Below are 20770 nucleotides of genomic sequence, written 5' to 3' on the forward strand. Positions count from 1 at the left end.
GGCGGTGCTCCTAACGCGTCACGGGCTGGCCGAGCGCGGCCGCGGCGACGATGTCGCGCTGCACCTCGTTCGTGCCGCCGCCGAAGGTGAGGATGAGGGCGGAGCGGTGCAGACGTTCGAGTCGCCCGGCCAGTACCGCGCCCGGCGAACCCCCGCGGACGACGGCGGCCGCGCCGAGCACCTCCATCAGCAGCCGGTAGGCCTCGATCGCGGACTCCGTGCCGAACACCTTCGTCGCCGACGCCTCGGCCGGTCCGAGCTCGCGTTGCGCGGCCGCCCACGCGATCTGCCAGTTGCGCAGCTTCAGGTACTCCGCGCGGGTGTGCACCCGGGCGAGGTTCAGCCGCACCCATTCGGCGTCGAGCAGCGGCGTGCCCTCGGGGGTGACGGCGGTGCGCGCCCACTCGATCACGTCGCGCAGGGCCGTGCGCAGGGGCGCGGCCGAGGTCAGCGCGACGCGCTCGTGGTTGAGCTGGTTGGTGATCAGCGGCCAGCCCGCGTTCTCGTCGGCGACGCGTGCGGTCACGGGCACGCGCACGTCGTCGTAGTAGGTGGCGCTGGTGCCGGGACCCGCGACGGTGCGGACCTTCGTCCAGGAGAAGCCGGGCGCCGACGTCGGCACGACGAGCATCGACAGGCCCTTGTGCTTCGGCGCGTCCGGGTCCGTGCGCACGGCGAGCCACACGTAGTCGGCGTACTCGATGAGACTGGTCCACATCTTCTGGCCGGTGATCACGTACTCGTCGCCGTCGCGCACCGCGCGCGTGCGCAGCGACGCGAGGTCCGTGCCCGCGCCCGGTTCGGAGTAGCCGATGGAGAAGTGCAGCTCGCCGGCGGCGATGCGCGGCAGGTAGAACGCCTTCTGGTCCTCGGTGCCGTAGCGCATGATGGTGGGCCCGATCGTGTTCACCGTCAGGAACGGCACGGGCACGCCCGCGGCCGCCGCCTCGTCGGTGAACACGAGCCCCTCGAGCATCGAGCGCGCCTGCCCGCCGTACTCCCGCGGCCAGCCCAGCGCGAGCCACCCGTCCTTGCCCAGCCGGCGCACGATCTCCTTGTACGCCAAGCCGTCGCCGTACTCGCCGCCGCCCGCGGCGAGGCTCTCTCGGCGGGCCGGTGTCATCAGCTCGGCGAAGTACTCCCGTAGCTCGGCCGCCAGCTCACGCTGGGCGTCCGTGTGGTCGATCCGCACCGCTCACCTCGCCGCCGGTTGTATAGAACTTGTTCTAGTTGTAGCAGGTGGCCCGGCGATAAGGAAGGCGTCGTGAGCCTTGCCTGAAACGAGAACAGATTCTAGTCTGGCCTCATCCTGGCATGCTTCGACGAGGAGGCTCGCGGTGAGAGCAGCCGTACTGAACGCGATCGGCGACGACAAGCTGGAGCTGCGGGACGACGTCACCACCGTCGATCCGGGCCCGGACGAGGTCCGGATCCGGGTGCGGGCCTCGGGCATCTGCCACAGCGACCTCTCCGCGATGGACGGCACGCTGCCGGCGCTCGCGCCCGGCGTCGTCGGCCACGAGGGTTCGGGCGAAGTCCTCGAGGTCGGCTCCGCCGTCACCCACCTCGTGCCGGGCGACCACGTCACCGTCTCCTTCGTCCCGCCGTGCGGCTCGTGCGCCAACTGCCTGCGCGGCCAGCCGAACCTCTGCGCCGTGCACGCGATCGCCGCGTTCACCACCCCGCGGTTCCGCCTCGGTGACACGCCGCTGTTCGGCTACGCCGGGCTCGGCACGTTCGCCGACGAGGTGGTGGTGCCCTCGTCCGGTGCGATCAAGGTCGATGCCGACGTGCCGTTCGAGACGGCCGCGCTGATCGCGTGCGGTGTGCTCACCGGTGTCGGGTCCGTGCTCAACACCGCGCAGGTGGAGCCGGGCTCCACGGTCGTGGTCTTCGGCTGCGGTGGCGTCGGCATCTCCGTGATCCAGGGCGCGCGCATCGCCGGCGCGGCCACGATCGTCGCCGTGGATCCGGTGGCGGGCAAGCATTCCGCCGCACAACGCTTCGGCGCCACCCACGCCGTGACGCCCGAGAACCTCGACGAGCTCAAGGCCGAGCTGACCGGCGGCGAGGGCTTCGACTACGCGTTCGACGTCGTCGGCGCGCCCGCCACCATCCGCGCCGGCTGGGACGCCGCGCGCCGGGGTGGCGCGGTCGTGGTCGTCGGCGCCGGGCGGGGCGACGCGATGGTGTCGTTCAGCGCACAGGAGCTTTTCCTGCACGACAAGAAGATCCTCGGCTCGTTCTACGGTTCGTCGCACGTCCATCGCGACACCGCCACCATGCTGCGGTTCTGGCGCGCCGGCCTGCTCGACCTCGACGGCATGATCTCGCGCCGCCTCACCTTCGCGGACCTCAACGACGGTCTCAGCCTGCTACGCGAAGGCAGCACCGACGTCATCCGCCAGGTGGTGACGCTGGCGTGAGCCTCGACGGCAAGGTCGCCATCGTCACCGGAGCCGCCGCCGGGCTCGGCCGCGCGGAGGCGCTCGCGCTGGCCCGCGAAGGCGCGGCGGTGGTGGTCAACGACGTCACCGAAGCCCGCGCGACGGTCGAGGAAATCGAGACGGGCGGCGGCAAAGCGCTCGCCGTGGCGGGTGACGTCGCCGAAACCGCCACCGCGCGGGAACTCCTCACCGCCGCCGTGGACCACTTCGGCGGCCTCGACATCGTGGTCAACAACGCCGGCGTGCTGCGCGACCGCATGCTGTTCTCGATGACCGACGCCGAATGGGACCAGGTCATCGCCGTCCACCTGCGCGGGCACTTCCTGCTCTCCCGCGCCGCCGCGCGACACTGGCGCGAACGCTCCAAAGTGGATGGAAAGCCGGTGTACGGACGGCTGGTGAACACCGCGTCCGAAGCCTTCCTCGTCGGCTCACCCGGCCAGCCGAACTACTCCGCCGCGAAGGCCGGCATCGCCGCGCTCACCGTGTCCGCCGCGCGCGGGCTGGCGAAGTACGGCGTGCGCGCCAACACGATCTGCCCCCGCGCCCGCACGGCGATGACGGCGGACGTCTTCGGCGAAGCACCCGAAAGCGGCCTCGATCCGCTGTCGGTCGAGCACGTCGCCCCGTTCGTCGCCTTCCTCGCCTCGCCCGCCGCCGACGGCATCAACGGCCAGGTTTTCGTCGTCCACGGCGGCATGGTCGCGCTGCTGCGCCCGCCTTCGGTCGAGCAGCGCTTCGACGCCGCGTACGGCACGTGGACCCCCGCCGAGCTGGCGGAGACGGTCGGCGCGCACTTCGCCGGCCGCGACCCGGAGCGGATGTTCGCCGCCACCGAGCTTCTCACCCTGCCCTGACCTCCCGGGAGATCTCATGACGCTCACCGTGCTACCGCACCGCGACGAAGCCGGGCTCAAGGCCGGGCAGCTGTTCATCGGCGGCGAGTGGACGCCCGCGCGCGACGGCGCGACGTGGACCCACCTGCACCCCGCCACGGGTGAGGAGATCGGCGAGTTCGCCGTCGCGGGTCCTGCCGACGTCGACGACGCCGTGGCCGCCGCGCGCGCGGCGTTCGCGGCCTGGGGCACCTCGCGCGCGAGCACGCGCATCGCCGTGCTGCTGAAGTACGCCGAGCTGCTGCGCGCACACGCCGACGAGCTGCGCGCGCTGCAGGCCCTGGACAACAGCGTGCCGCTGTCGTTCGGCGCCATCTACGCGACGTCGGTGGCCGCCGCGGCCGACGTGTTCACCCACCACGCCGGCTGGGTCGACAAGGCGGGCGGCCAGACGCTGCCGCCGTACCAGGGCGGCGACCACCTGGCGATGACCTTCCTCGAGCCGATCGGCGTCGTCGGGGCGATCCTGCCGTGGAACGCGCCTTTCCTGCTCTTCGCGCAGAAGGTGGCACCGGCGCTCGGCGCGGGCTGCACGGTGGTGCTCAAGGCTTCGGAGTACGCGTCGTTCGCCGTGATCCGCATGGTCGAGCTGCTCGCCGAGGCGGGCCTGCCCGCGGGCGTGCTCAACCTCGTGACCGGCCCCGGCGACCCGACGGGCGAGCGCCTCATCACGCACCCGGATGTCGACAAAGTGAGTTTCACCGGCAGTCGCGCGGTCGGCAAGCGCATCGTCGAGGCGTCGGCGGGCACGCTCAAGCGCGTGTCGCTGGAGCTCGGCGGCAAGAGCCCGGCGATCGTGTTCCCCGACGCGCCCAACGTCGGCCTCGCCGCCATGACGACGATGGGCGCGGTCACGATGGGCCTGTCCGGCCAGGCGTGCGTGGCCAACACCCGCGCGCTGGTGCACCGCGACGTCTACGACGAGTTCCTCGCCGCCGCGCAGGGCATGGCCGCGGCCGTGACCTACGGCGACCCGTTCGACCCGACGGTGATCTCGTGCCCGCTCGTGAACGGCCGGCAGCTCGAACGCGTGCTCGGCTACCTCGAGAAGGGCAAGGCCGAGGGCCGGCTCGTGACGGGTGGCGAACGGCTCGGCGGCGACTACGCGAGCGGCAACTTCGTGGCCCCGACGATCTTCGCCGACGTGGACAACTCGGCGACCATCGCACAGGAAGAGATCTTCGGGCCCGTGCTCGCCGTCGTGCCCTTCGACTCGGAAGAGGAGGCGATCGCGCTCGCCAACGACACCGAGTACGGCCTCGGCGCCGGCCTCTTCACCGCCGACTCCGCCCGCGCGTTCCGCGTGGCCCGGCGGCTGCGCGCCGGCACCATCGGCGTCAACGGCTTCCAGGTCGAACCGCACCTGCCCTTCGGCGGGTTCAAGCAGTCGGGTCTCGGCCGCGAGGGCGGGCTGTCGGCGTTCGAGGCCTACACCGAGCTCAAGACCGTGCTCATGCCGCTCGGCGAGGAGCTGATGTAGTGGGCCGGCTCGACGGCCGGGTCGCTCTCGTCACCGGCGCGGCCCGCGGCCAGGGCGCGGCGGCCGCGCGCGCGTTCGTCGCCGAGGGCGCCCGTGTGGTGATCGCCGACGTGCTCGACGCCGAAGGCAAGCAGCTCGCCGCCGACCTCGGCGGCGCGGCCGTGTTCCAGCACCTCGACGTGGGCGACGAGGACGCCTGGACGGCCGCGATCGAGCGGACCGTCGCCGAGTTCGGACCGCCGACGGTGCTCGTGAACAACGCCGGCGTCCTGCATTTCGCGGAGCTGAAGAGCACCACGCTGGCCGACTACGAACGCGTGGTGCGCGTGAACCAGATCGGGGCGTTTCTCGGGATGCGGTCGGTCGTTGAACCGATGACCGGGGCCGGTGGCGGCTCCATCGTCAACGTGTCCTCTGTGGAGGGACTTGCCGGCATGCCGTTCCTCGTCGCCTACACCGCGAGCAAGTTCGCGATCCGCGGGATGACCAAGGTCGCCGCGCTGGAGCTGGGCGCGCGCGGCATCCGGGTGAACTCCGTCCACCCGGGCATGATCGACACGAAGATGGTTTCCGAGGCCGCCGGCGCGGATGTCGACGTGTCGTGGGTCGGCAAGAAGGTGGCGCTCGGCCGCGTGGGGCGGGCCGACGAGATCGCGCCGCTGCTCGTGTTCCTGGCGAGCGAGGAGAGCTCGTACTGCACCGGGAGCGAGTTCGTAGCGGACGGGGGAGCTACGGCGACTCACGCGTTGAAGCTGTGATCCACACGACTGAGAGGACGCAGTGAACACCGCTAACGGAAATCGGGCGGGAGGTATGGACAAGACTCGGGGGTGACTACTGGGAGGTGTGGTGGGCGAGACCGGCTCGATCACCCTCCCGGGCACCGCGGCGCTGACCCAGGTCGGCCGGCTCGCCACGCTGTCCTGGGAGGTGCTGCGGGCGATCTTCCGGCGTCCGTTCCAGTTCCGCGAGTGGATCCAGCAGTGCTGGTTCTTCGCGAGTGTCACGATCCTGCCGACGGCGCTGGTCGCCATCCCGTTCGGGGCCGTGATCGCGCTCCAGCTGGGGTCGCTGACCACGCAGATCGGCGCGCAGTCGTTCACGGGTGCCGCGAGCGCGCTCGCGATCGTGCAGCAGGCCGCCCCGCTGATCACGGCGCTGCTCGTGGCCGGCGCGGGCGGCAGCGCGGTCTGCGCGGACATCGGCGCACGCAAGATCCGTGAAGAGATCGACGCCATGGAAGTGCTCGGCGTCAACCCGATCCAGCGCATCGTCGTGCCGCGCGTGCTGGCCGCGATCGTGGTGTCGGTGCTGCTCAACGGCCTCGTCAGCGTGGTCGGGGTGCTCGGCGGCTACTTCTTCAACGTGGTGTTGCAGGGCGGCACGCCCGGCGCGTACCTGGCCAGCTTCAACGCGCTGGCCCAGGTGCCGGACCTGTGGATCAGCGAGATCAAGGCGTTCCTCTACGGCTTCGTCGCCGGCGTGGTCGCGGCCTTCCGCGGCCTGAACCCCGCGGGCGGCCCGAAGGGCGTGGGCGACGCGGTGAACCAGGCCGTGGTGATCACGTTCCTGTTGCTGTTCCTCATCAACGTCGTGCTCACCGCGATCTACCTCAAGATCGTGCCGCCGAAGGCGCTGTGACGTGACCGCCGAACCGATCGAGGCCCCCGCGCTGTCCGACCGGACGCTCGAGATCATCGCGCGTCCGGGCGCGAGCCTGGAAGGACTCGGGCGCCAGCTGTCGTTCTACGGCCGCGCGCTCGCGTGGTCGCCGCGCACGATCCGCCGCTACGGCCACGAGACCCGACGGCTGCTCACCGAAGTCTGCTTCGGCACGGGCGGACTCGCGGTGATCGGCGGGACGCTCGGCGTGATGATCGGCATGACGCTGTTCACCGGGCTCATCGTGGGGTTGCAGGGCTACTCCGCGCTCAACCAGCTCGGCACCGCCGCGCTCACCGGCTTCATTTCGGCCTACTTCAACACCCGTGAGGTCGCGCCGCTCTCGGCCGGGCTCGCGCTGTCGGCCACCGTCGGCTGCGGCTTCACCGCGCAGCTGGGTGCGATGCGGATCTCCGAGGAGATCGACGCGCTCGAGGTGATGGCCGTGCCGAGCATGCCCTACCTCGTGACGACGCGGGTGCTCGCCGGCGTCACCGCGGTGATCCCGCTGTACGCGATCGGCCTGCTCTCGTCCTACCTCGCGTCGCGGCAGATCACCATCTGGCTCTACGGCCAGTCGGCCGGCACCTACGACCACTACTTCACCCTGTTCTTGCCCCCCGAAGACGTGTTGTGGTCGTTCGCCAAGGTGATCGTGTTCAGCGTGATCGTGATCCTGTCCCATTGCTACTACGGCTACACAGCCGACGGCGGGCCGGCCGGCGTCGGCGTGGCGGTGGGCCGCGCGGTGCGCACGTCGATCGTGCTGATCTCGGTGCTCGACTTCTTCCTCAGCCTCGCGATCTGGGGCGCCAACACGACCGTGCGGATCTCCGGATGAGCACGCGGCGCGAAACGCTGAAGCGGCTCCGGTACCAGGTGCTGGGGCTGGTCTTCCTCGTCGTCGCGGCCCTGTTCTTCACGACCACGATCGCGATCTACAAGAAGGTCTTCACGCCGGTCACGCTCGTGAAGCTGGAGACCGACCACGTCGGCAGCCAGCTGCGCACCGGCGGCGACGTGAAGGTGCGCGGCCTGCTCGTGGGCGAGATCCGCTCGGTCACGGCACAGGGTGACCACGCTGAGCTGGAACTCGCGCTGCAGCCCGACAAGATCGACGAGATCCCGAGCAACGTCTCGGCGCGGCTGCTGCCCAAGACGCTCTTCGGCGAGCGCTACGTCGCGTTGCAGCTGCCCGAAAAGCCCGCCGCGCACATCGAAGCCGGCGACGTGATCCCGCAGGATCGCAGCAGCACGGCGATCGAGCTGGAACAGGTGCTCGACGACGTGATGCCGCTGCTGCAGGCCGTGCAGCCGGAAAAGCTTTCGAGCACCCTCAGTGCCGTGTCGACCGCGCTCGACGGGCGCGGCAAGCAGCTCGGCCGGACGCTCGTGAACCTCTCGGACTACCTCGGGCAGCTGAACCCGTCGCTGCCCGACCTCAAGGCCGACATCACCGGTCTGGCCAACGTCTCCGACACCTACGACAAGGCCGCGCCGGACCTGCTCGACGCGTTGGCCGACCTCACCACGACGACTCAGACCATTGTGGAGAAACGCCAGGGACTGTCCGATGTGTACGCCTCGGTCTCGGCCGCGTCGGCCGACCTCACGAGCTTCCTCGACGTCAACAAGGACAACCTGATCCGGCTCACCACGGCCGTGCAGCCGACGCTCGACGTGCTCGCGAAGTACGCGCCCGAGTACCCCTGCCTGCTCAAGCAGCTCGCCGCTTCGGTGCCGGAGGCCGAGCTGGCGTTCGGCAAGGGCACCGCCCACCCCGAGGTGAGCCGCGTGACGATCGAGTTCAGCGCCAGCCGCGGCAAGTACCTGCCGGGCGTCGACGAGCCGAAGTACGACGACAAGCGCGGCCCCCGCTGTTACCCGCAGGTGCCGAAACCCGGGTACTGGCCGCAGTACCCGCCGGACGGCGCGGTCAAGGACGGCTCCACGAAACCCCCGCCGCCGCACAGCCCGGCCGAGTCGCTGCCCGGCGAGATCACCTCGGGGGCGATCACGTCGAACACCGTCGCCGGCCGTGGTCCGTCGGGCGGTGGCGGGGAGTCGGGCGGCGCGCCTTCGGTGATCGGCTCGACCGACGAGGAGCAGCTGATCGCCCTGCTGGCCTCGCCCGCGATGGGCACCACGCCGGACCAGGTGCCGGGCTGGGCCGGCCTGCTCGTCGGGCCGCTCTACCGCGGGGCGGAGGTGGAGCTCAAGTGAGGTCCTTCGTTCCCGCGCTGGTGAAGATCCTGATCTTCGCCGCCGTCACGGTGCTGCTTACCGGCATCCTCGCGGCCACCATCGCGAACACGAACTTCGGCACCACGGCCGGGTTCGCCGCGAAGTTCACCGACGCGTCGGGCCTGCAGCCGGGCGACGACGTGCGCATCTCCGGCGTGAAGGTGGGGCAGGTCGACTCGATCGACGTGCAGCAGGGCGAGCAGAACCTCGCGGACGTGCGCTTCGCCGTCGACGCCCAGTACAAGCTGCCCGCGCTCACGACCGCGACGATCAAGTACCGCAACCTCGTCGGCCAGCGCTACCTCGCGCTCGGCACCGACGTCACGGGCGGCGGCACGCTGGCCGACGGCGCGACGATCCCACCCGAGCGCACTAAACCCGCGCTGAACCTCACCGTGTTGTTCAACGGGTTCAAGCCGCTGTTCCAGGCGCTGGACCCGAAGGAGGTCAACCAGCTCTCGGCCGAGATCATCCAGGTCTTCCAGGGCGAGGGCGGCACGATCACGAGCCTGCTCGCGCACACCGCCTCGATCACGACGTCGATCGCCGGCAAGGACCAGGTGATCGGGCAGGTCATCGACAACCTCAACCAGGTCCTGACCACGGTGAACTCGCGCGGCCCGCAGCTGGGTGACCTGATCGACCAGACGCAGCGGCTCGTGAGCGGCCTGGCCGAGCAGCGCAAGCCGATCGGCGACGCCGTGGGCGCGCTGGGCGAGCTCACCGACACCACGGCGGGTCTGCTCTCCGACGCGCGCCCGGCCGTGCAGGAAGACGTGAAGCAGCTCGGCACGCTGTCGGGCAACCTCGCGGATTCCGACCAGCTGCTCGACCACCTGCTGCAGGTGCTGCCGGGCAACCTGGAGAAGTTCACGCGGACCCTGAGCTACGGCAGCTGGTTCAACTACTACCTGTGCGGGATCGAAGGCACGATCGGGATTTCGTCGCTGGACGTGACGTTGCCGATCGTGCCGCTGCCCGCCACGCAGCGCGCGCCGAGGTGTGGCCCGTGACGCGGCTGAAGGAACGCAACCAGGCGGCCGTCGGCGGGGTGACACTCGTGCTCATCCTGCTCGTGACCGCCGTGGCCTACTTCTCCGACAGCATCCCGATGTTCGGCAACGGCACCACGTACTCGGCGTACTTCGGCGAAGCCGCGGGGCTCGCGCCGGACAACGAGGTGGAGGTCGCCGGGGTGAAGGTGGGCCAGGTGACGTCGGTGGAGCTGGCCCACAAGCAGGTGCTGGTGAAGTTCCGGGTGAAGGGCGTGCGCGTCGGTGACGCCTCCACCGCGTCGATCGAGATCAAGACACTGCTGGGGGAGAAGTACCTCGCGCTCGACCCGAAGGGCGCCGGCACGCAGAGCCCCGGCGACACGATCCCGCTGCAGCGCACGCGCACGCCGTTCCAGCTGCAGGACGCGTTCGACCAGCTCTCCACGACCGTCGGCGACATCGACACCAAGCAGCTCGCGGACAGCTTCACCGCGCTCTCGGATTCGCTCAAGGACAGCCCGCAGTACCTGAAGGACACGCTCTCGGGCCTGTCCGCGCTGTCGAAGACGGTGTCCTCGCGCGACGACGACCTGCACACGCTGCTGGCCAACACGAGCACCATCTCCAAGACGCTCTCGGACCGCAACACCCAGCTGCAGCAGGTGATCAGCGACGGCAACCTGCTGCTGACCGAGCTGCAGAACCGCCGTGACCAGATCAGCGCGCTGCTCAAGGGCACGCAGCAGATCTCGCAGCAGCTCTCCGGGCTCGTCGCCGACAACCGGGCGCAGCTGAAGCCGACGCTCGACGCGCTGGGGAAGGTGACCGACGTGCTGCAGCGCAACCAGGGCAACCTCGACCGCGGCCTGGCGCTGATGGCGCCGTTCGCGCGCGTCGGCGCCAACGCGACGGGCAACGGCCGGTGGTTCGAGGGCTACCTGTGCGGACTGCTGCCGCCGACGATCACCGCGGGCGGGCTGTCGATCAACCCCGAGGGCTGCACCCCGCCCATCGCGGCGCCGAACCAGGGGGTGGGCGGACGGTGACGATCGAAACGAAGACGCAGCGGAACTTGGTGACCTGGCTGGGTTTCGCGTGCGTGGCCGCGCTGCTGCTCACGGCCGGGCTCTGGCTGGTGTTCCGCACGAGCAGCGGCACCACGCTGTCGGCCTACTTCGGCAAGACCGTCGGCCTCTACGCCGGGTCTTCGGTGCGGGTGCTGGGCGTTCCCGTCGGCGAGGTCACCGCCGTGACGCCGGACGGGCAGGCCGTGCGCGTGGACATGCGGGTGAACGACGACGTGCCGATCCCCGTGAACGTCGGTGCCGTCGTGGTCGCCCCGAGCCTCGTCAGCGACCGCTACGTGCAGCTCACCCCGGCCTACGACAGCGGTCCGACACTCGCGAGCGGCACCGTGCTCGCCCGCGACAAGACGGCCACGCCCGTGGAGCTCGACGACCTCTACGCGAGCCTCGACAAGCTCTCCACCGCCCTCGGCCCCGACGGTGCCAACAAGAACGGCGCCCTGTCCGACGTTCTCGACACCGCGGCCGCCAACCTCAAGGGCAACGGCGCCGACCTCAACTCCACCGTCGGCCGCCTCGCCGACCTCGCGGGCACGCTCGACGACTCCAAGGACGACCTGTTCGCCACCGTCCAGAACCTCGACTCGTTCACCGATGCCCTCGCCCGGAGTGACAGCCAGCTCAACGAGTTCTACCAACGCGTGGCCGACGTCAGCGGGTTCCTCGCCGACGACTCGGCCGACGTCGGAGCCGCGCTCAACTCCCTGGCCTCCTCGCTCGGTGACGTGAAACAGTTCGTGGCCGACAACAAGGCCGGGCTGGAGTCCAATGTGGATAAACTGGCGTCCCTCACCGGTGTGCTCGTGGACCAGCGCGCGGCGCTCGCCGAGGTGCTCGACATCGCGCCCACCGGCGCCACGAACTTCATCAACTCCTACGACGCCGCGTCGGGCACCATCGCCGTGCGCGACAACCTCAATGAGATCACCAACCCGCCCATCCTCACCGTCTGCCGGATCCTCGCCGCGGGGACCCCGAAGGGCGTGCCCACCACGTTGACCGACATCTGCAAGCAGCTCGCGCCGGTCCTCGACGGCGCGCTCCAGCTGCCGACCGTGCCGCAGGTGCTCAACTCGCTGCAGAACGGCCAGCTGCCCCCGTTGCCGCTTCCGCTCGTGGACGTGATGACGCAGCTTTCCGGCGGTGGCAAGTGAAGCGGCGGCGCCTGGCCGGGGTGCTCGCCGGCGTGCTCGTGCTCGCCGGGTGCAGCGACGGCGGGTTCAACGGCCTGTACTCCACGCCGCTGCCGGGCGGGCCGGACCTGGGCGACCACCCGTACCACGTGACGGCGCTGTTCACCGACGTGCTCGACCTCGTGCCGCAGGCGAGCGTGAAGGTCGACGACGTGGCCGTGGGCCGGGTCGACAAGATCACCCTCACGCCCGACACCCGCTCGGCCCTCGTCGCCATGACGGTCAACGGCGACGTGCAGCTGCCCGCCAACGCGCGAGCCGAGCTGCGGCAGTCGAGTCTGCTGGGGGAGAAGTTCGTGGAGCTGGGCCGGCCGACCGCCGAAAAGCCCGTCGGTCACCTCGCCGACGGCGCGCAGATCCCGCTCGGGCGCACCAACCGCAACCCCGAGGTCGAGGAAGTGCTCGGCGCGCTCTCCCTGCTGCTCAACGGCGGTGGTCTCGGCCAGCTCCAGGACATCAGCCACGAGCTGAACGACGCGTTGTCCGGCAACGAACCCGAGATGCGCGCGCTGCTGTCGCGAGTGGACGATCTCGCGACGCAGCTCGACTCGCACAAGGGCGAGATCCTGCGCGCGATCGACGGGCTGGACAAGCTGTCGCACACCCTCGCCGGGCAGCAGCAGAACATCAAGACCGCGCTGGACAACCTGGCGCCCGGCCTGAAGGTCGTGGCCGATCAGCGCGACCAGCTCGTGGGGATGCTGAACGCGCTCAACAAGCTTTCGGGCGTCGCGGTGGACACGGTGAACCGCAGCCGTGACCAGCTCGTGGCGAACCTCAAGGCGCTGCAGCCGACGTTGGAGAAGCTCGGCGAGGCGGGCCAGGACCTGCCGAACGCACTGCAGATCCTGCTCACCTACCCGTTCCCGGACTACGCCGGCAACACGATCAAGGGCGACTACGCCAACGTCGACGCGACCGTGAACCTCGATCTCGACAAGCTGCTGCAGAACTTCACGAACTCCTCGCAGCCGCCGATCCAGATCTCCGGGCTCACTTCGCAGCCGGGCGCGGGTGCGGCCACTCCGGCGCTGCCCCTTCCGTTGCCGACCACCGCGCCGCCGGCGAAGAACCAGGCCGGGCCCGGCGGGCTGCTCGGCGGTCTCCTGGGTGGCTTGCTCGGGGGAGGTGCGGGATGACCTCGCGCAAGACGCGGATCCAGCTCATCGCGTTCGTGGTGATCGCCGTGGTGTCGGTGGCGTACGCGGGCGGCAAGTACGCGGGCCTCGACCGGCTGTTCGGCTCCCGCGGCTACCAGGTGACCTTGCAGCTGGCCGATTCCGGCGGCATCTTCGTCAACTCCGAGGTCGCCTACCGCGGGGTGACCGTCGGGCGTGTTTCGGCGATGACGCTCACCGGCCACGGCCTCGACGTGCACCTCGACCTCGACTCCGGCGGCCCGGACATCCCCGACGACCTCCACGCCCAGGTGGCCAACCGCTCGGCGGTGGGGGAGCAGTTCGTGGACCTGCTGCCCGACCGCGAGACGGGCCCGTACCTGCACGACGGCTCCGTGATCACGCAGGACCGGACGTCGCTGCCCGCGTCGCCGGACTCCGTGCTGTCGCACCTGGACGATCTCGTGGCGAGCGTGCACCCGGACTCGCTCAAGACCGTGGTCGACGAGACCTACGACGCGTTCGCCGGCACGGGTCCGCAGCTGCAGAAGCTGTTGGACAGCACGGGTTCGCTCACCGCGAAGGCCGCGCAGTACATCCCGCAGACGCGCGGGCTGCTGGCCAACTCGCGCACGGTGTTCGCCACGCAGGAGCGCCAGGCGCAGAACATCACCGACTTCGCCGGCGGGCTGAAGACGATCGCGGCGCAGCTCAAGTCGTCGGATCCCGACCTGCGCACGGTGATCGACCAGGCGCCCCAGCTGAGCCGCCAGATCAGCGACGTGCTCGCCACCTCGGGCACCGATCTCGGCGTGATCTTCGCGAACTCGCTGACCACCGCCCAGATCACCTCCGCGCGCACCGACGCGATCGAGGAGCTGCTGGTCGCCTACCCGGTGATCTCGGCGTTCTCGCCCTCGACGTCGCCGGACGGCACCGGGCACCTCGGTGTGGTGTTCAACTTCTTCGACCCGGCGTCGTGCACGAAGGGCTACGAGGGCACGAAACAGCGTCCGGCCAGTGACACCACCGAAGCGCCGGTGAACGTGAACGCCTACTGCGCCGAGCCGCCGGGCAGCCCCGTCGAGGTCCGTGGTGCGCAGAACGCGCCGTACGCGGGGAAGCCGCCCGCGATCCCGGCCGCACCGAAGGAATCGGTGCCGTCCACCACTCCGGACGCGAATCAGCTGCCCGGCCTGCTCGGTCTGCTCACGCCGCCGGCCGGCGGCCTCGGGGCGCTGCTGGGCGGCTCGTGATGAAGGCGCTTCTGCTCGTGCCGGCGCTCGCCGTCCTCGCGGCCGCCTGGTTCGGTTGGTCGTGGTGGCACGCGGCCCACGACGACGCATTGGCGCGCGGCCGCGACCGTGACGCCGTACTGGCCGCGGCCAGCACGGAACTGGTGGCGCTCAACACGATCGACTACCACGCCGGCGGCGCCGACGTGGACCGCTGGATCGGCGCCACCACCGGCCAGTACGGCGCGACCCTCGCCGGTGACCGGCAGCTGCAGCTCGACCGCGCGACGAGCACCAAGACGGTGTCGACGGCCTCGCTCCGGCAGGCGGCCGTGACCGACCTCGACCCGGCCGCGGGCACGGCCCGCGTCATCGCCGTGCTCGACGTGCGCGTGAGCACGGGCGGCGGCGCACCGGTGCCGAAACAGGCGCGGCTGACCGTGGACTTCGCGCGGGACGGCGACACGTGGAAGGTCGGCGGCGTCCAGGCGGTGGGCTCGTGAAACGCTGGTCGATCGCCGTGACCGTGGTGGCGCTCGCGTGCGCGGTCTGGTTCGCCGTGCAGGCTTCGGCGCTGCACCCCCGTGACGACGACACGTTGGTCGACCAGGCCACCACCACCCAGGTGCGCGACCAGGTGAGCGCGGCCGTGAAGGCGCTGTTCTCCTACGACTACGCCGACCTCGACCGCACCACACGCGCCGCCGCCTCCGTGCTCAGCGGCCCCGCCGTCGGCCAGTACCACGCCCAGTTCGCCACCGCGAGCAAGCACGCGACCGACGGCAAGCTCATCCGCACGACCACCGTCCGCTCGGCCGGCGTCCGCACCCTCCAGGGCGACGACGCGACCCTGCTGCTTTTCCTGGACCAGCAAACGATCCTGCCCGGCGGGGGAGCACCGCAGTCCTCGGTCGGCCAGCTGGCCGTGACCGCCCACCGCGTGGACGGGTCGTGGAAGATCACGGGCCTCGACCCGCTCTAACCGAACGCACCACCCGCACCGAACACCAGCCGCGCGAAGCGTTCACCGACCCGCAGGTGGGTCTCGGCGCCCGGGTGCAAAGCGTCGGGCAGGGGCAGCTCCGCGAAGTCCTCCTCGCCGTAGAGGGTCAGGCCGTCGAGGAGGTGCAGGTTCGGGTCGTCGCCGCGCTGCGCGACGATCCGCGTGAGTTCGTCCCGGATGACCTTCAGCGTGAGCTTGCCGGGGCCCGGTTCGCCGGTCGCGCGGAAGCGGACGACGCCGTCGGCTTCGAAGACGGGGGCGCCGGGGCCGGGGGTGTCCTCGTGGATCGGGCACAGGAGCGGCGACACGACCAGCAAGGGCGTGGCGGGGTGGCCGGCGCGGATCGTGTCCAGGAACCCGTGCACGGCGGGGCCGAACGCGCGCAGCCGCATGAGGTCGGCGTTGACGAGGTTGATGCCGAGCTTCACGCTGATGACGTCGGCCGGGGTGTCGCGCATGACCTGCGCGATGAACGGGTCCAGCAGCGCACTGCCGCCGAAGCCCAGGTTGGTCAGCTCCACGCCCGCGTGCCTCGCGGCCACCGCCGGCCACGTCGTGGTGGGGCCGTCCGCGCCCGAGCCCTGGCTGATGGAGCTGCCGTGGTGCAGCCACCGCCGGCGGCCGTCCGGGCTCGGCGCGCCGGCCGGCGCGTCGGCCCGGAGCGCGACGAGCGTGGTGAGTTCGTTGTGCGGCAACCAGATCTCGACGTCCTTGGTCCGCGCGGGCAGGCCGGCGAACCGGACCGTGCCCGGCTCGCCGCGCCGCACCTCGGTGCCGCCGGTCGTCATGTCGACGAGGAGCTCGTCCCCGCCGCCCACGGTTCCCGCGCCGACGGGAGCGCCGTCCACGAACAGCTCGTACACCCCGTCGGGCCGCGGCGCCGCGGCGACGTAGGACACCTTGGTGCGCAGCGCGTCCAGCTCCACCACGGTCGCGGCGGTCCGGAACACCAGGCGCACCCCGGAGGGCTGCGCCTCCACCATGGCCAGCTGCGCGTCCCCTCGCGCGCGAGCCCACACGGGCAACCGGTGCGGCACCAGGCCACGCTCGGTGTGCTCGAGCTCCAGGGCGCCGCGGACCGTATCGGGCAAGTCGATCATGTGCACGCGCCCCAGTCTGGCCGCCGGCGCCGAGCCGCGCACGGTGTTTTCAGCGCTGGATCAACCCCGGCTCCCCGAACAGCCCCTTCGCCCAGTCCAGCGCCGCCGGCAGGTCGTCCCACTGGCGGTCCTGCTCGGTGAGGTAGGGGAACACATACGGATCCGTCACCTCGGCCGGCAGGTCGTCGGGCCGGCAGTCGCAGGCGATGCCGAAGTTGTGGTCGTTGATGGTCTGCGCGACCGACGCCGGTTGCGCGTCCCAGACGCCGAACCAGAGGCGGCGCAGCATCGCCGGGTGGGCGACGCCGAAGATCAGGCGGCCGATGTCGAGCGGCTCTCCGGCCGAGATCACGCGGGCGACCGCGTGCGTGCGCCGCTTCTTGCGGGCAAAGGTGAACGTCCCGGTGAAGCCGGACCAGATCTCGACGCTGTGGCCCGCGTCGATGATCGCCGCGCACAGGGTCACCAGCGCCTGGCCGCGGTTGATGATCACCTGGTGGGCGATGCGGTGGGAGTAGGCGGCCGGGATGAGGAAGGTGACGACCTTGCCGCGGCGGGAGACCTGGCGGGGCAGGGCGTCGACCATGCACTCGGGCACCCCGGACAGGTCGGCGCCGATGTCGACCTCGCTGCCGGTGACGTCCCACGACGGTTCCAGCTCGGTCACCCGGTGGCCGAGGCCCGCGCCGGCGCGCAGCTCGTCGACGGTGATGCCGGCATCCTCCAGGGCGACCGGCCAGCCGTCGACGGCCAGCCGCAGCGCCTCCTCCCACGTCGCGCCCGGCCAGTCGGTGCCGGTCTCCCGGCTGCCCGGCGCGCCGATCGTGGGGTGCGCGGTCGCGCTCTCGACGAACTCGTGCCACGACAGCGTCGGGGGCAGCGAAACGGGCAGCATCAGCCCAGCCCGAGTGCCGCGCGGTGGGCGTCGGACAGCCCGCGGATCACGCGCCACTGCCTGACCTGCTCCACGGTCGCGCCGGCTTCCAGCAGCTTCGCGCCGTCGATGCCGGCGCGCGGCGAGAGGATCACCGGGAGCGTCTTGGCCAGCGCCGTCGCGCGCAGCTCGCGGATCGACGCCACCAGCTCCTCCACCGCCTCCGGGTGCGAAGGCGCGTGCCGCAGCGCGACGCCTTCCTCCAGCCCCTCGTCGATGGGCACGTCGAGGACCACGAACCGGTCCAGCGTGGCCGAGTCGAGCGTCTGGCGGCCGACGTACTGGCGGTCGCCGCCGGTGCCGTAGGTGTTGCCGGTGGCCACGAGCCGGAAGTCGGCGTGCGCGGTGACCATGCGGTCGGCGAAGGCGCACACGCCCAGCGCGAGCGCCTGGTTGAGCTCGGCCAGCAGGCCGGGGTGGCCGTTGTCGAGCTCGTCGAGCAGCATCACCCCGCCGTGCTCGAAGGCGCGCCGGAACGGCGTGTCGTGGTACTGGCCGTTGGCGTCGTAGTAGCCGAACACCTTGCTCATCGGCGTGGTCGGGCCGAGCGACAGCGCCTGGAACTGCAGCCCCAGCGCCTGCGCCGCGTGCTTGGCCGGCATCGACTTGCCCGTGCCGGCCGGACCGACGAGCAGCACGTGGCAGCGCGCGTGCAGCGCGACCAGCACCTCCGGCAGCACGGAGTGGGTGTCCTCGGCCAGCTCGATCGGCTTGTCCTGCGGCAGCACCACCGACACCACGGTCGGCGAGTAGCGGGCGAGCTCCTTCTCGGCCGCCGCCTGCACGGCCGAGCGGACGCGCGCCAGCGCCACGGCCCACACGCGCTCGACGAGGTCGGGTCTGGCCTGCCGCGCCACCTCCGCCACGGCCTTCTCGATCTTGCCGGACAGCGCGGCCGTCGCTTCGTGCAGCAGGTGCTCGCGCAGCTCTTCGCGATCGGGCGCCGCCTTCGCGATGGCCTCGCGGGCGAGGTCCGGCAGCACCGTGCGCTCGAGCTGCCCGGCGAGCGTGGACCGCACCTCGGCGGTGGCCTGTGCCACGGCCCCGGCCACGGTCTTGGCGGTGTGCTCGCGCAGGGCTTCGGCCACCTCCGGCGTGGCCGTCGACACCAGCTTCGCGCGCAGGGACTCGACGTCGGGCGTCGCCGCCCGCACCGCGCGTTAGGCCAGCTCCGGCAGCAGCCGCGCCGACGTGGTCTCCACGGCTTCGGCCGCCGACGCGCGCAGCGTGTCCCGCAGCGCGAGCTCCACCGACGTCTGGGCCTCGGCCAGGTCCGGCGTCGCGTCGGCGACCGCGGCCTGCGCGAGCGAGGGCAGCAGGCCCTCGGCGTGGCGGCGGATCGTGTCGGGCAGGCGCGCGTGCACCTCGCGGTCGATGCCCCAGTACATCGCGGCCTGGCTGAACATCGACCGCGCCACCGCCTCGGAGATCTGGACGATCTCGGCTCTCTGGCTGTCCCGCACTGCCTCTCCCCGCTTTCCGCGTCGCTCTGCGGAGACGGTAAGAGCGCAGGAGCGGGAGGGGTCCCGGGTGGCCGCTTCCGGCCGTTCAGCCGTCCCAGACCGCGGCGCCCCCGCGCACCACGGTGACGGGCGCCGGCCCGGCAGCCGGCCACAGGTCCACGACGTAGCGGTAGTGCTCGCCGTACTCGTGCTCGTTCCACGTCACGGCGGGCGGCCCACTCTCCACATAGGACACGCGCACGCGGTAGCGGCCGGGCGTGAGCTCCAGCACGTGCTCCTGGCCCGGGTAGTCGGCCGGACCCGCGAGCGTCACGTTCCCGCCCGGCACGGCGAGGTCGGCTTCCACCACGTGCTCGGCATCGGCCAGGACGGCCGGTGCGGCGGGGTGCACGGCGACGTCCACCTCGACCAGGTCGGAGCGCGCGGTGGCGACCGCGAGCGACGACGGCTCCACCGCGATCCGGTGCGAGGTCACCGCCTCGTCGGACCACCCGCCGTCGCCGGGGACCCAGGCGGTGTTGTCCCGCAACGAGAACTGACGCTGATCGGCATGGACCACGAGACGCACGAGACCCCACGGTAGACCCTGGACAGGGGGTCACCCGAAATGGTATCGACGCGCGGTTTAGCGTTGAGCCCATGACCACTGCTCCCGTCGACGTCGACACCGCCCGTCGCGACTACGCGGCGCTCGTCGAGCGCGGCCTCTCCCTGGACATCACCCGCGGCAAGCCGTCCCCCCGGCAGCTCGACCTCTCCGCGGACCTGCTCACGCTGCCCAACGGCGAGTACAAGGCCGAAGACGGCACCGACACGCGCAACTACGGCGGCCTCAAGGGCCTGACCGAGCTGCGCCGGATCTTCGCCGGTGCGCTGCAGGTCCCCGTCGACCAGCTGCTCGCGGCCGGCAACTCGAGCCTCGAGCTCATGCACGACACCGTGGTGCAGGCGCTGCTGAGCACCCTGCCGGGCGGCGAGCGCCGCTGGGCCGACGAGCCGCGCATCGCGATGCTGTGCCCGGTGCCGGGCTACGACCGCCACTTCGCGCTCGCCGAGCGCTTCGGCATCGAGCTGATCCAGGTCCCGATGACCGACGAGGGCCCGGACATGGACGTGGTCGAGCGCCTCGTGGCCGAGGACGCCGGCATCAAGGGCATCTGGTGCGTGCCCAAGTACTCGAACCCGACCGGCGTCACCTTCTCCGACGAGGTCGCCCGCCGCCTGGCCGCGATGCCCACGGCCGCGCCGGACTTCCGCGTCTTCTGGGACAACGCCTACGCCGTGCACCACCTCACGGACACCGAGGTCGAGGTCGCCGACATCCTGGCGCTGTGCGCCGAGGCCGGCAACGCCGACCGCGCGTTCGTGTTCGGCTCCACCTCGAAGATCACGCTCGCCGGTGCCGGCGTCGGGTTCTTCGGCTCTTCGGCGGCCAACATCGCGTGGTGGTCGGGTGTGCTCGCCAAGCGCACGATCGGCCCGGACAAGGTCAACCAGCTGCGCCACGCGATGTTCCTCAAGGACGCCGACGGCGTGCGTGCCCACATGCGCAAGCACGCGGAGATCATCGCGCCGAAGTTCGCGGCCGTCGACCGCATCCTCACCGAGGAGCTGGGCGGCTCGGGCCTGGCCACCTGGACCAAGCCGACCGGCGGGTACTTCATCTCGCTGACCGTGCCCGAGGGCACTGCCAAGGAGATCGTGCGCCTGGCCAAGGAGGCCGGCGTCGCGCTGACGCCCGCCGGGGCCACACACCCCTACGGCCACGACCCGAAGGACGCGACCATCCGCATCGCGCCGACCTTCCCCGTGCTCGAAGAGGTCGAGGAAGCCGTGCGCGCGCTCGTCGTCTGCCTGCGCCTCGCCGTAGCCCAGACCGCCTGAGCCGCCCGTGCCACCGCCGGCCGGTACGGTC

The 20770-nt window shown here is 71.2% G+C and carries 21 protein-coding genes; 15 read left to right on the top strand and 6 right to left on the bottom strand.

Annotated elements, in window-relative coordinates; translation table 11 throughout:
- Positions 1-10: 10 nt before the first annotated feature.
- The gene (locus AB0K15_RS07730; protein ID WP_364046826.1) at positions 11-1192 is read right to left on the bottom strand and encodes an acyl-CoA dehydrogenase family protein; all 1182 of its coding nucleotides are present in this window, start codon (positions 1190-1192) and stop codon (positions 11-13) included.
- A 145-nt stretch (positions 1193-1337) separates the two neighbouring features.
- Between AB0K15_RS07730 and AB0K15_RS07735 the strand changes: the two genes are divergently transcribed.
- From AB0K15_RS07735 to AB0K15_RS07800, 14 genes are all read left to right on the top strand, one after another.
- Positions 1338-2426: a zinc-binding dehydrogenase gene (locus AB0K15_RS07735; protein WP_364046829.1), complete on the top strand. Its 1089-nt coding sequence runs from the start codon at positions 1338-1340 to the stop codon at positions 2424-2426.
- Complete coding sequence (locus tag AB0K15_RS07740) at positions 2423-3304, top strand: 3-oxoacyl-ACP reductase (RefSeq protein ID WP_364046832.1); 882 nt, start codon at positions 2423-2425, stop codon at positions 3302-3304. The genes AB0K15_RS07735 and AB0K15_RS07740 overlap by 4 nt, the downstream gene beginning before the upstream one ends.
- 16 nt (positions 3305-3320) lie before the next feature.
- Complete coding sequence (locus AB0K15_RS07745) at positions 3321-4823, top strand: aldehyde dehydrogenase family protein (RefSeq protein WP_364046835.1); 1503 nt, start codon at positions 3321-3323, stop codon at positions 4821-4823.
- Complete coding sequence (locus tag AB0K15_RS07750) at positions 4823-5581, top strand: glucose 1-dehydrogenase (protein WP_364046838.1); 759 nt, start codon at positions 4823-4825, stop codon at positions 5579-5581. Before AB0K15_RS07745 ends, AB0K15_RS07750 begins: the two co-directional genes overlap by 1 nt.
- 88 nt (positions 5582-5669) lie before the next feature.
- Entirely contained in the window at positions 5670-6464 is a 795-nt protein-coding gene (locus AB0K15_RS07755; protein WP_364046841.1) for an ABC transporter permease, read from the top strand.
- Between the two features lies 1 nt (position 6465).
- The gene (locus AB0K15_RS07760; protein ID WP_220238142.1) at positions 6466-7326 is read left to right on the top strand and encodes an ABC transporter permease; all 861 of its coding nucleotides are present in this window, start codon (positions 6466-6468) and stop codon (positions 7324-7326) included.
- Positions 7323-8708 (top strand): MCE family protein, encoded by a 1386-nt coding sequence (locus AB0K15_RS07765; protein WP_364046844.1) that lies wholly within the window; start codon positions 7323-7325, stop codon positions 8706-8708. Before AB0K15_RS07760 ends, AB0K15_RS07765 begins: the two co-directional genes overlap by 4 nt.
- Positions 8705-9742: an MlaD family protein gene (locus tag AB0K15_RS07770; protein WP_364046847.1), complete on the top strand. Its 1038-nt coding sequence runs from the start codon at positions 8705-8707 to the stop codon at positions 9740-9742. The genes AB0K15_RS07765 and AB0K15_RS07770 overlap by 4 nt, the downstream gene beginning before the upstream one ends.
- Entirely contained in the window at positions 9739-10770 is a 1032-nt protein-coding gene (locus AB0K15_RS07775) for an MCE family protein (protein WP_364046850.1), read from the top strand. The genes AB0K15_RS07770 and AB0K15_RS07775 overlap by 4 nt, the downstream gene beginning before the upstream one ends.
- Entirely contained in the window at positions 10767-11963 is a 1197-nt protein-coding gene (locus AB0K15_RS07780; RefSeq protein ID WP_364046853.1) for an MCE family protein, read from the top strand. The genes AB0K15_RS07775 and AB0K15_RS07780 overlap by 4 nt, the downstream gene beginning before the upstream one ends.
- Positions 11960-13141, top strand: a complete 1182-nt coding sequence (locus AB0K15_RS07785; protein WP_364046856.1) for an MCE family protein — start codon at positions 11960-11962, stop codon at positions 13139-13141. The genes AB0K15_RS07780 and AB0K15_RS07785 overlap by 4 nt, the downstream gene beginning before the upstream one ends.
- On the top strand, positions 13138-14376 hold the full coding sequence (locus AB0K15_RS07790) for an MCE family protein (protein WP_364046859.1): 1239 nt from the start codon (positions 13138-13140) through the stop codon (positions 14374-14376). The genes AB0K15_RS07785 and AB0K15_RS07790 overlap by 4 nt, the downstream gene beginning before the upstream one ends.
- Positions 14376-14858 (top strand): hypothetical protein, encoded by a 483-nt coding sequence (locus tag AB0K15_RS07795; protein WP_364046862.1) that lies wholly within the window; start codon positions 14376-14378, stop codon positions 14856-14858. The genes AB0K15_RS07790 and AB0K15_RS07795 overlap by 1 nt, the downstream gene beginning before the upstream one ends.
- Positions 14855-15337 carry a hypothetical protein gene (locus AB0K15_RS07800; RefSeq protein WP_364046865.1) on the top strand — a complete coding sequence of 161 codons (483 nt, stop codon included), beginning with the start codon at positions 14855-14857 and terminating at the stop codon, positions 15335-15337. The genes AB0K15_RS07795 and AB0K15_RS07800 overlap by 4 nt, the downstream gene beginning before the upstream one ends.
- On the opposite strand, the gene AB0K15_RS07805 is transcribed toward AB0K15_RS07800, so the two are convergent.
- From AB0K15_RS07805 to AB0K15_RS07825, 5 genes are all read right to left on the bottom strand, one after another.
- The gene (locus AB0K15_RS07805; protein ID WP_364047947.1) at positions 15334-16458 is read right to left on the bottom strand and encodes an SGNH/GDSL hydrolase family protein; all 1125 of its coding nucleotides are present in this window, start codon (positions 16456-16458) and stop codon (positions 15334-15336) included. The two genes, AB0K15_RS07800 and AB0K15_RS07805, sit on opposite strands and share 4 nt — an antisense overlap.
- Positions 16459-16507: 49 nt before the next feature.
- The gene (locus AB0K15_RS07810) at positions 16508-17353 is read right to left on the bottom strand and encodes a hypothetical protein (RefSeq protein WP_364046868.1); all 846 of its coding nucleotides are present in this window, start codon (positions 17351-17353) and stop codon (positions 16508-16510) included.
- Complete coding sequence (locus AB0K15_RS07815) at positions 17353-18546, bottom strand: AAA family ATPase (RefSeq protein WP_364046871.1); 1194 nt, start codon at positions 18544-18546, stop codon at positions 17353-17355. Before AB0K15_RS07815 ends, AB0K15_RS07810 begins: the two co-directional genes overlap by 1 nt.
- 6 nt (positions 18547-18552) lie before the next feature.
- A complete protein-coding gene (locus AB0K15_RS07820) occupies positions 18553-18855 on the bottom strand; it encodes a hypothetical protein (protein WP_364046874.1) in 303 nt (100 codons plus the stop codon).
- 85 nt (positions 18856-18940) lie between these two features.
- Positions 18941-19423, bottom strand: a complete 483-nt coding sequence (locus tag AB0K15_RS07825) for a hypothetical protein (protein ID WP_364046877.1) — start codon at positions 19421-19423, stop codon at positions 18941-18943.
- A 71-nt stretch (positions 19424-19494) separates the two neighbouring features.
- On the opposite strand from AB0K15_RS07825, the gene AB0K15_RS07830 reads away from it, so the two are divergent.
- Entirely contained in the window at positions 19495-20739 is a 1245-nt protein-coding gene (locus AB0K15_RS07830) for an aminotransferase class I/II-fold pyridoxal phosphate-dependent enzyme (protein WP_364046880.1), read from the top strand.
- The last annotated feature ends 31 nt before the right edge of the window (positions 20740-20770 follow it).

This window comes from Amycolatopsis sp. NPDC049253, from assembly GCF_040678995.1.
GTDB lineage: Bacteria > Actinomycetota > Actinomycetes > Mycobacteriales > Pseudonocardiaceae > Amycolatopsis.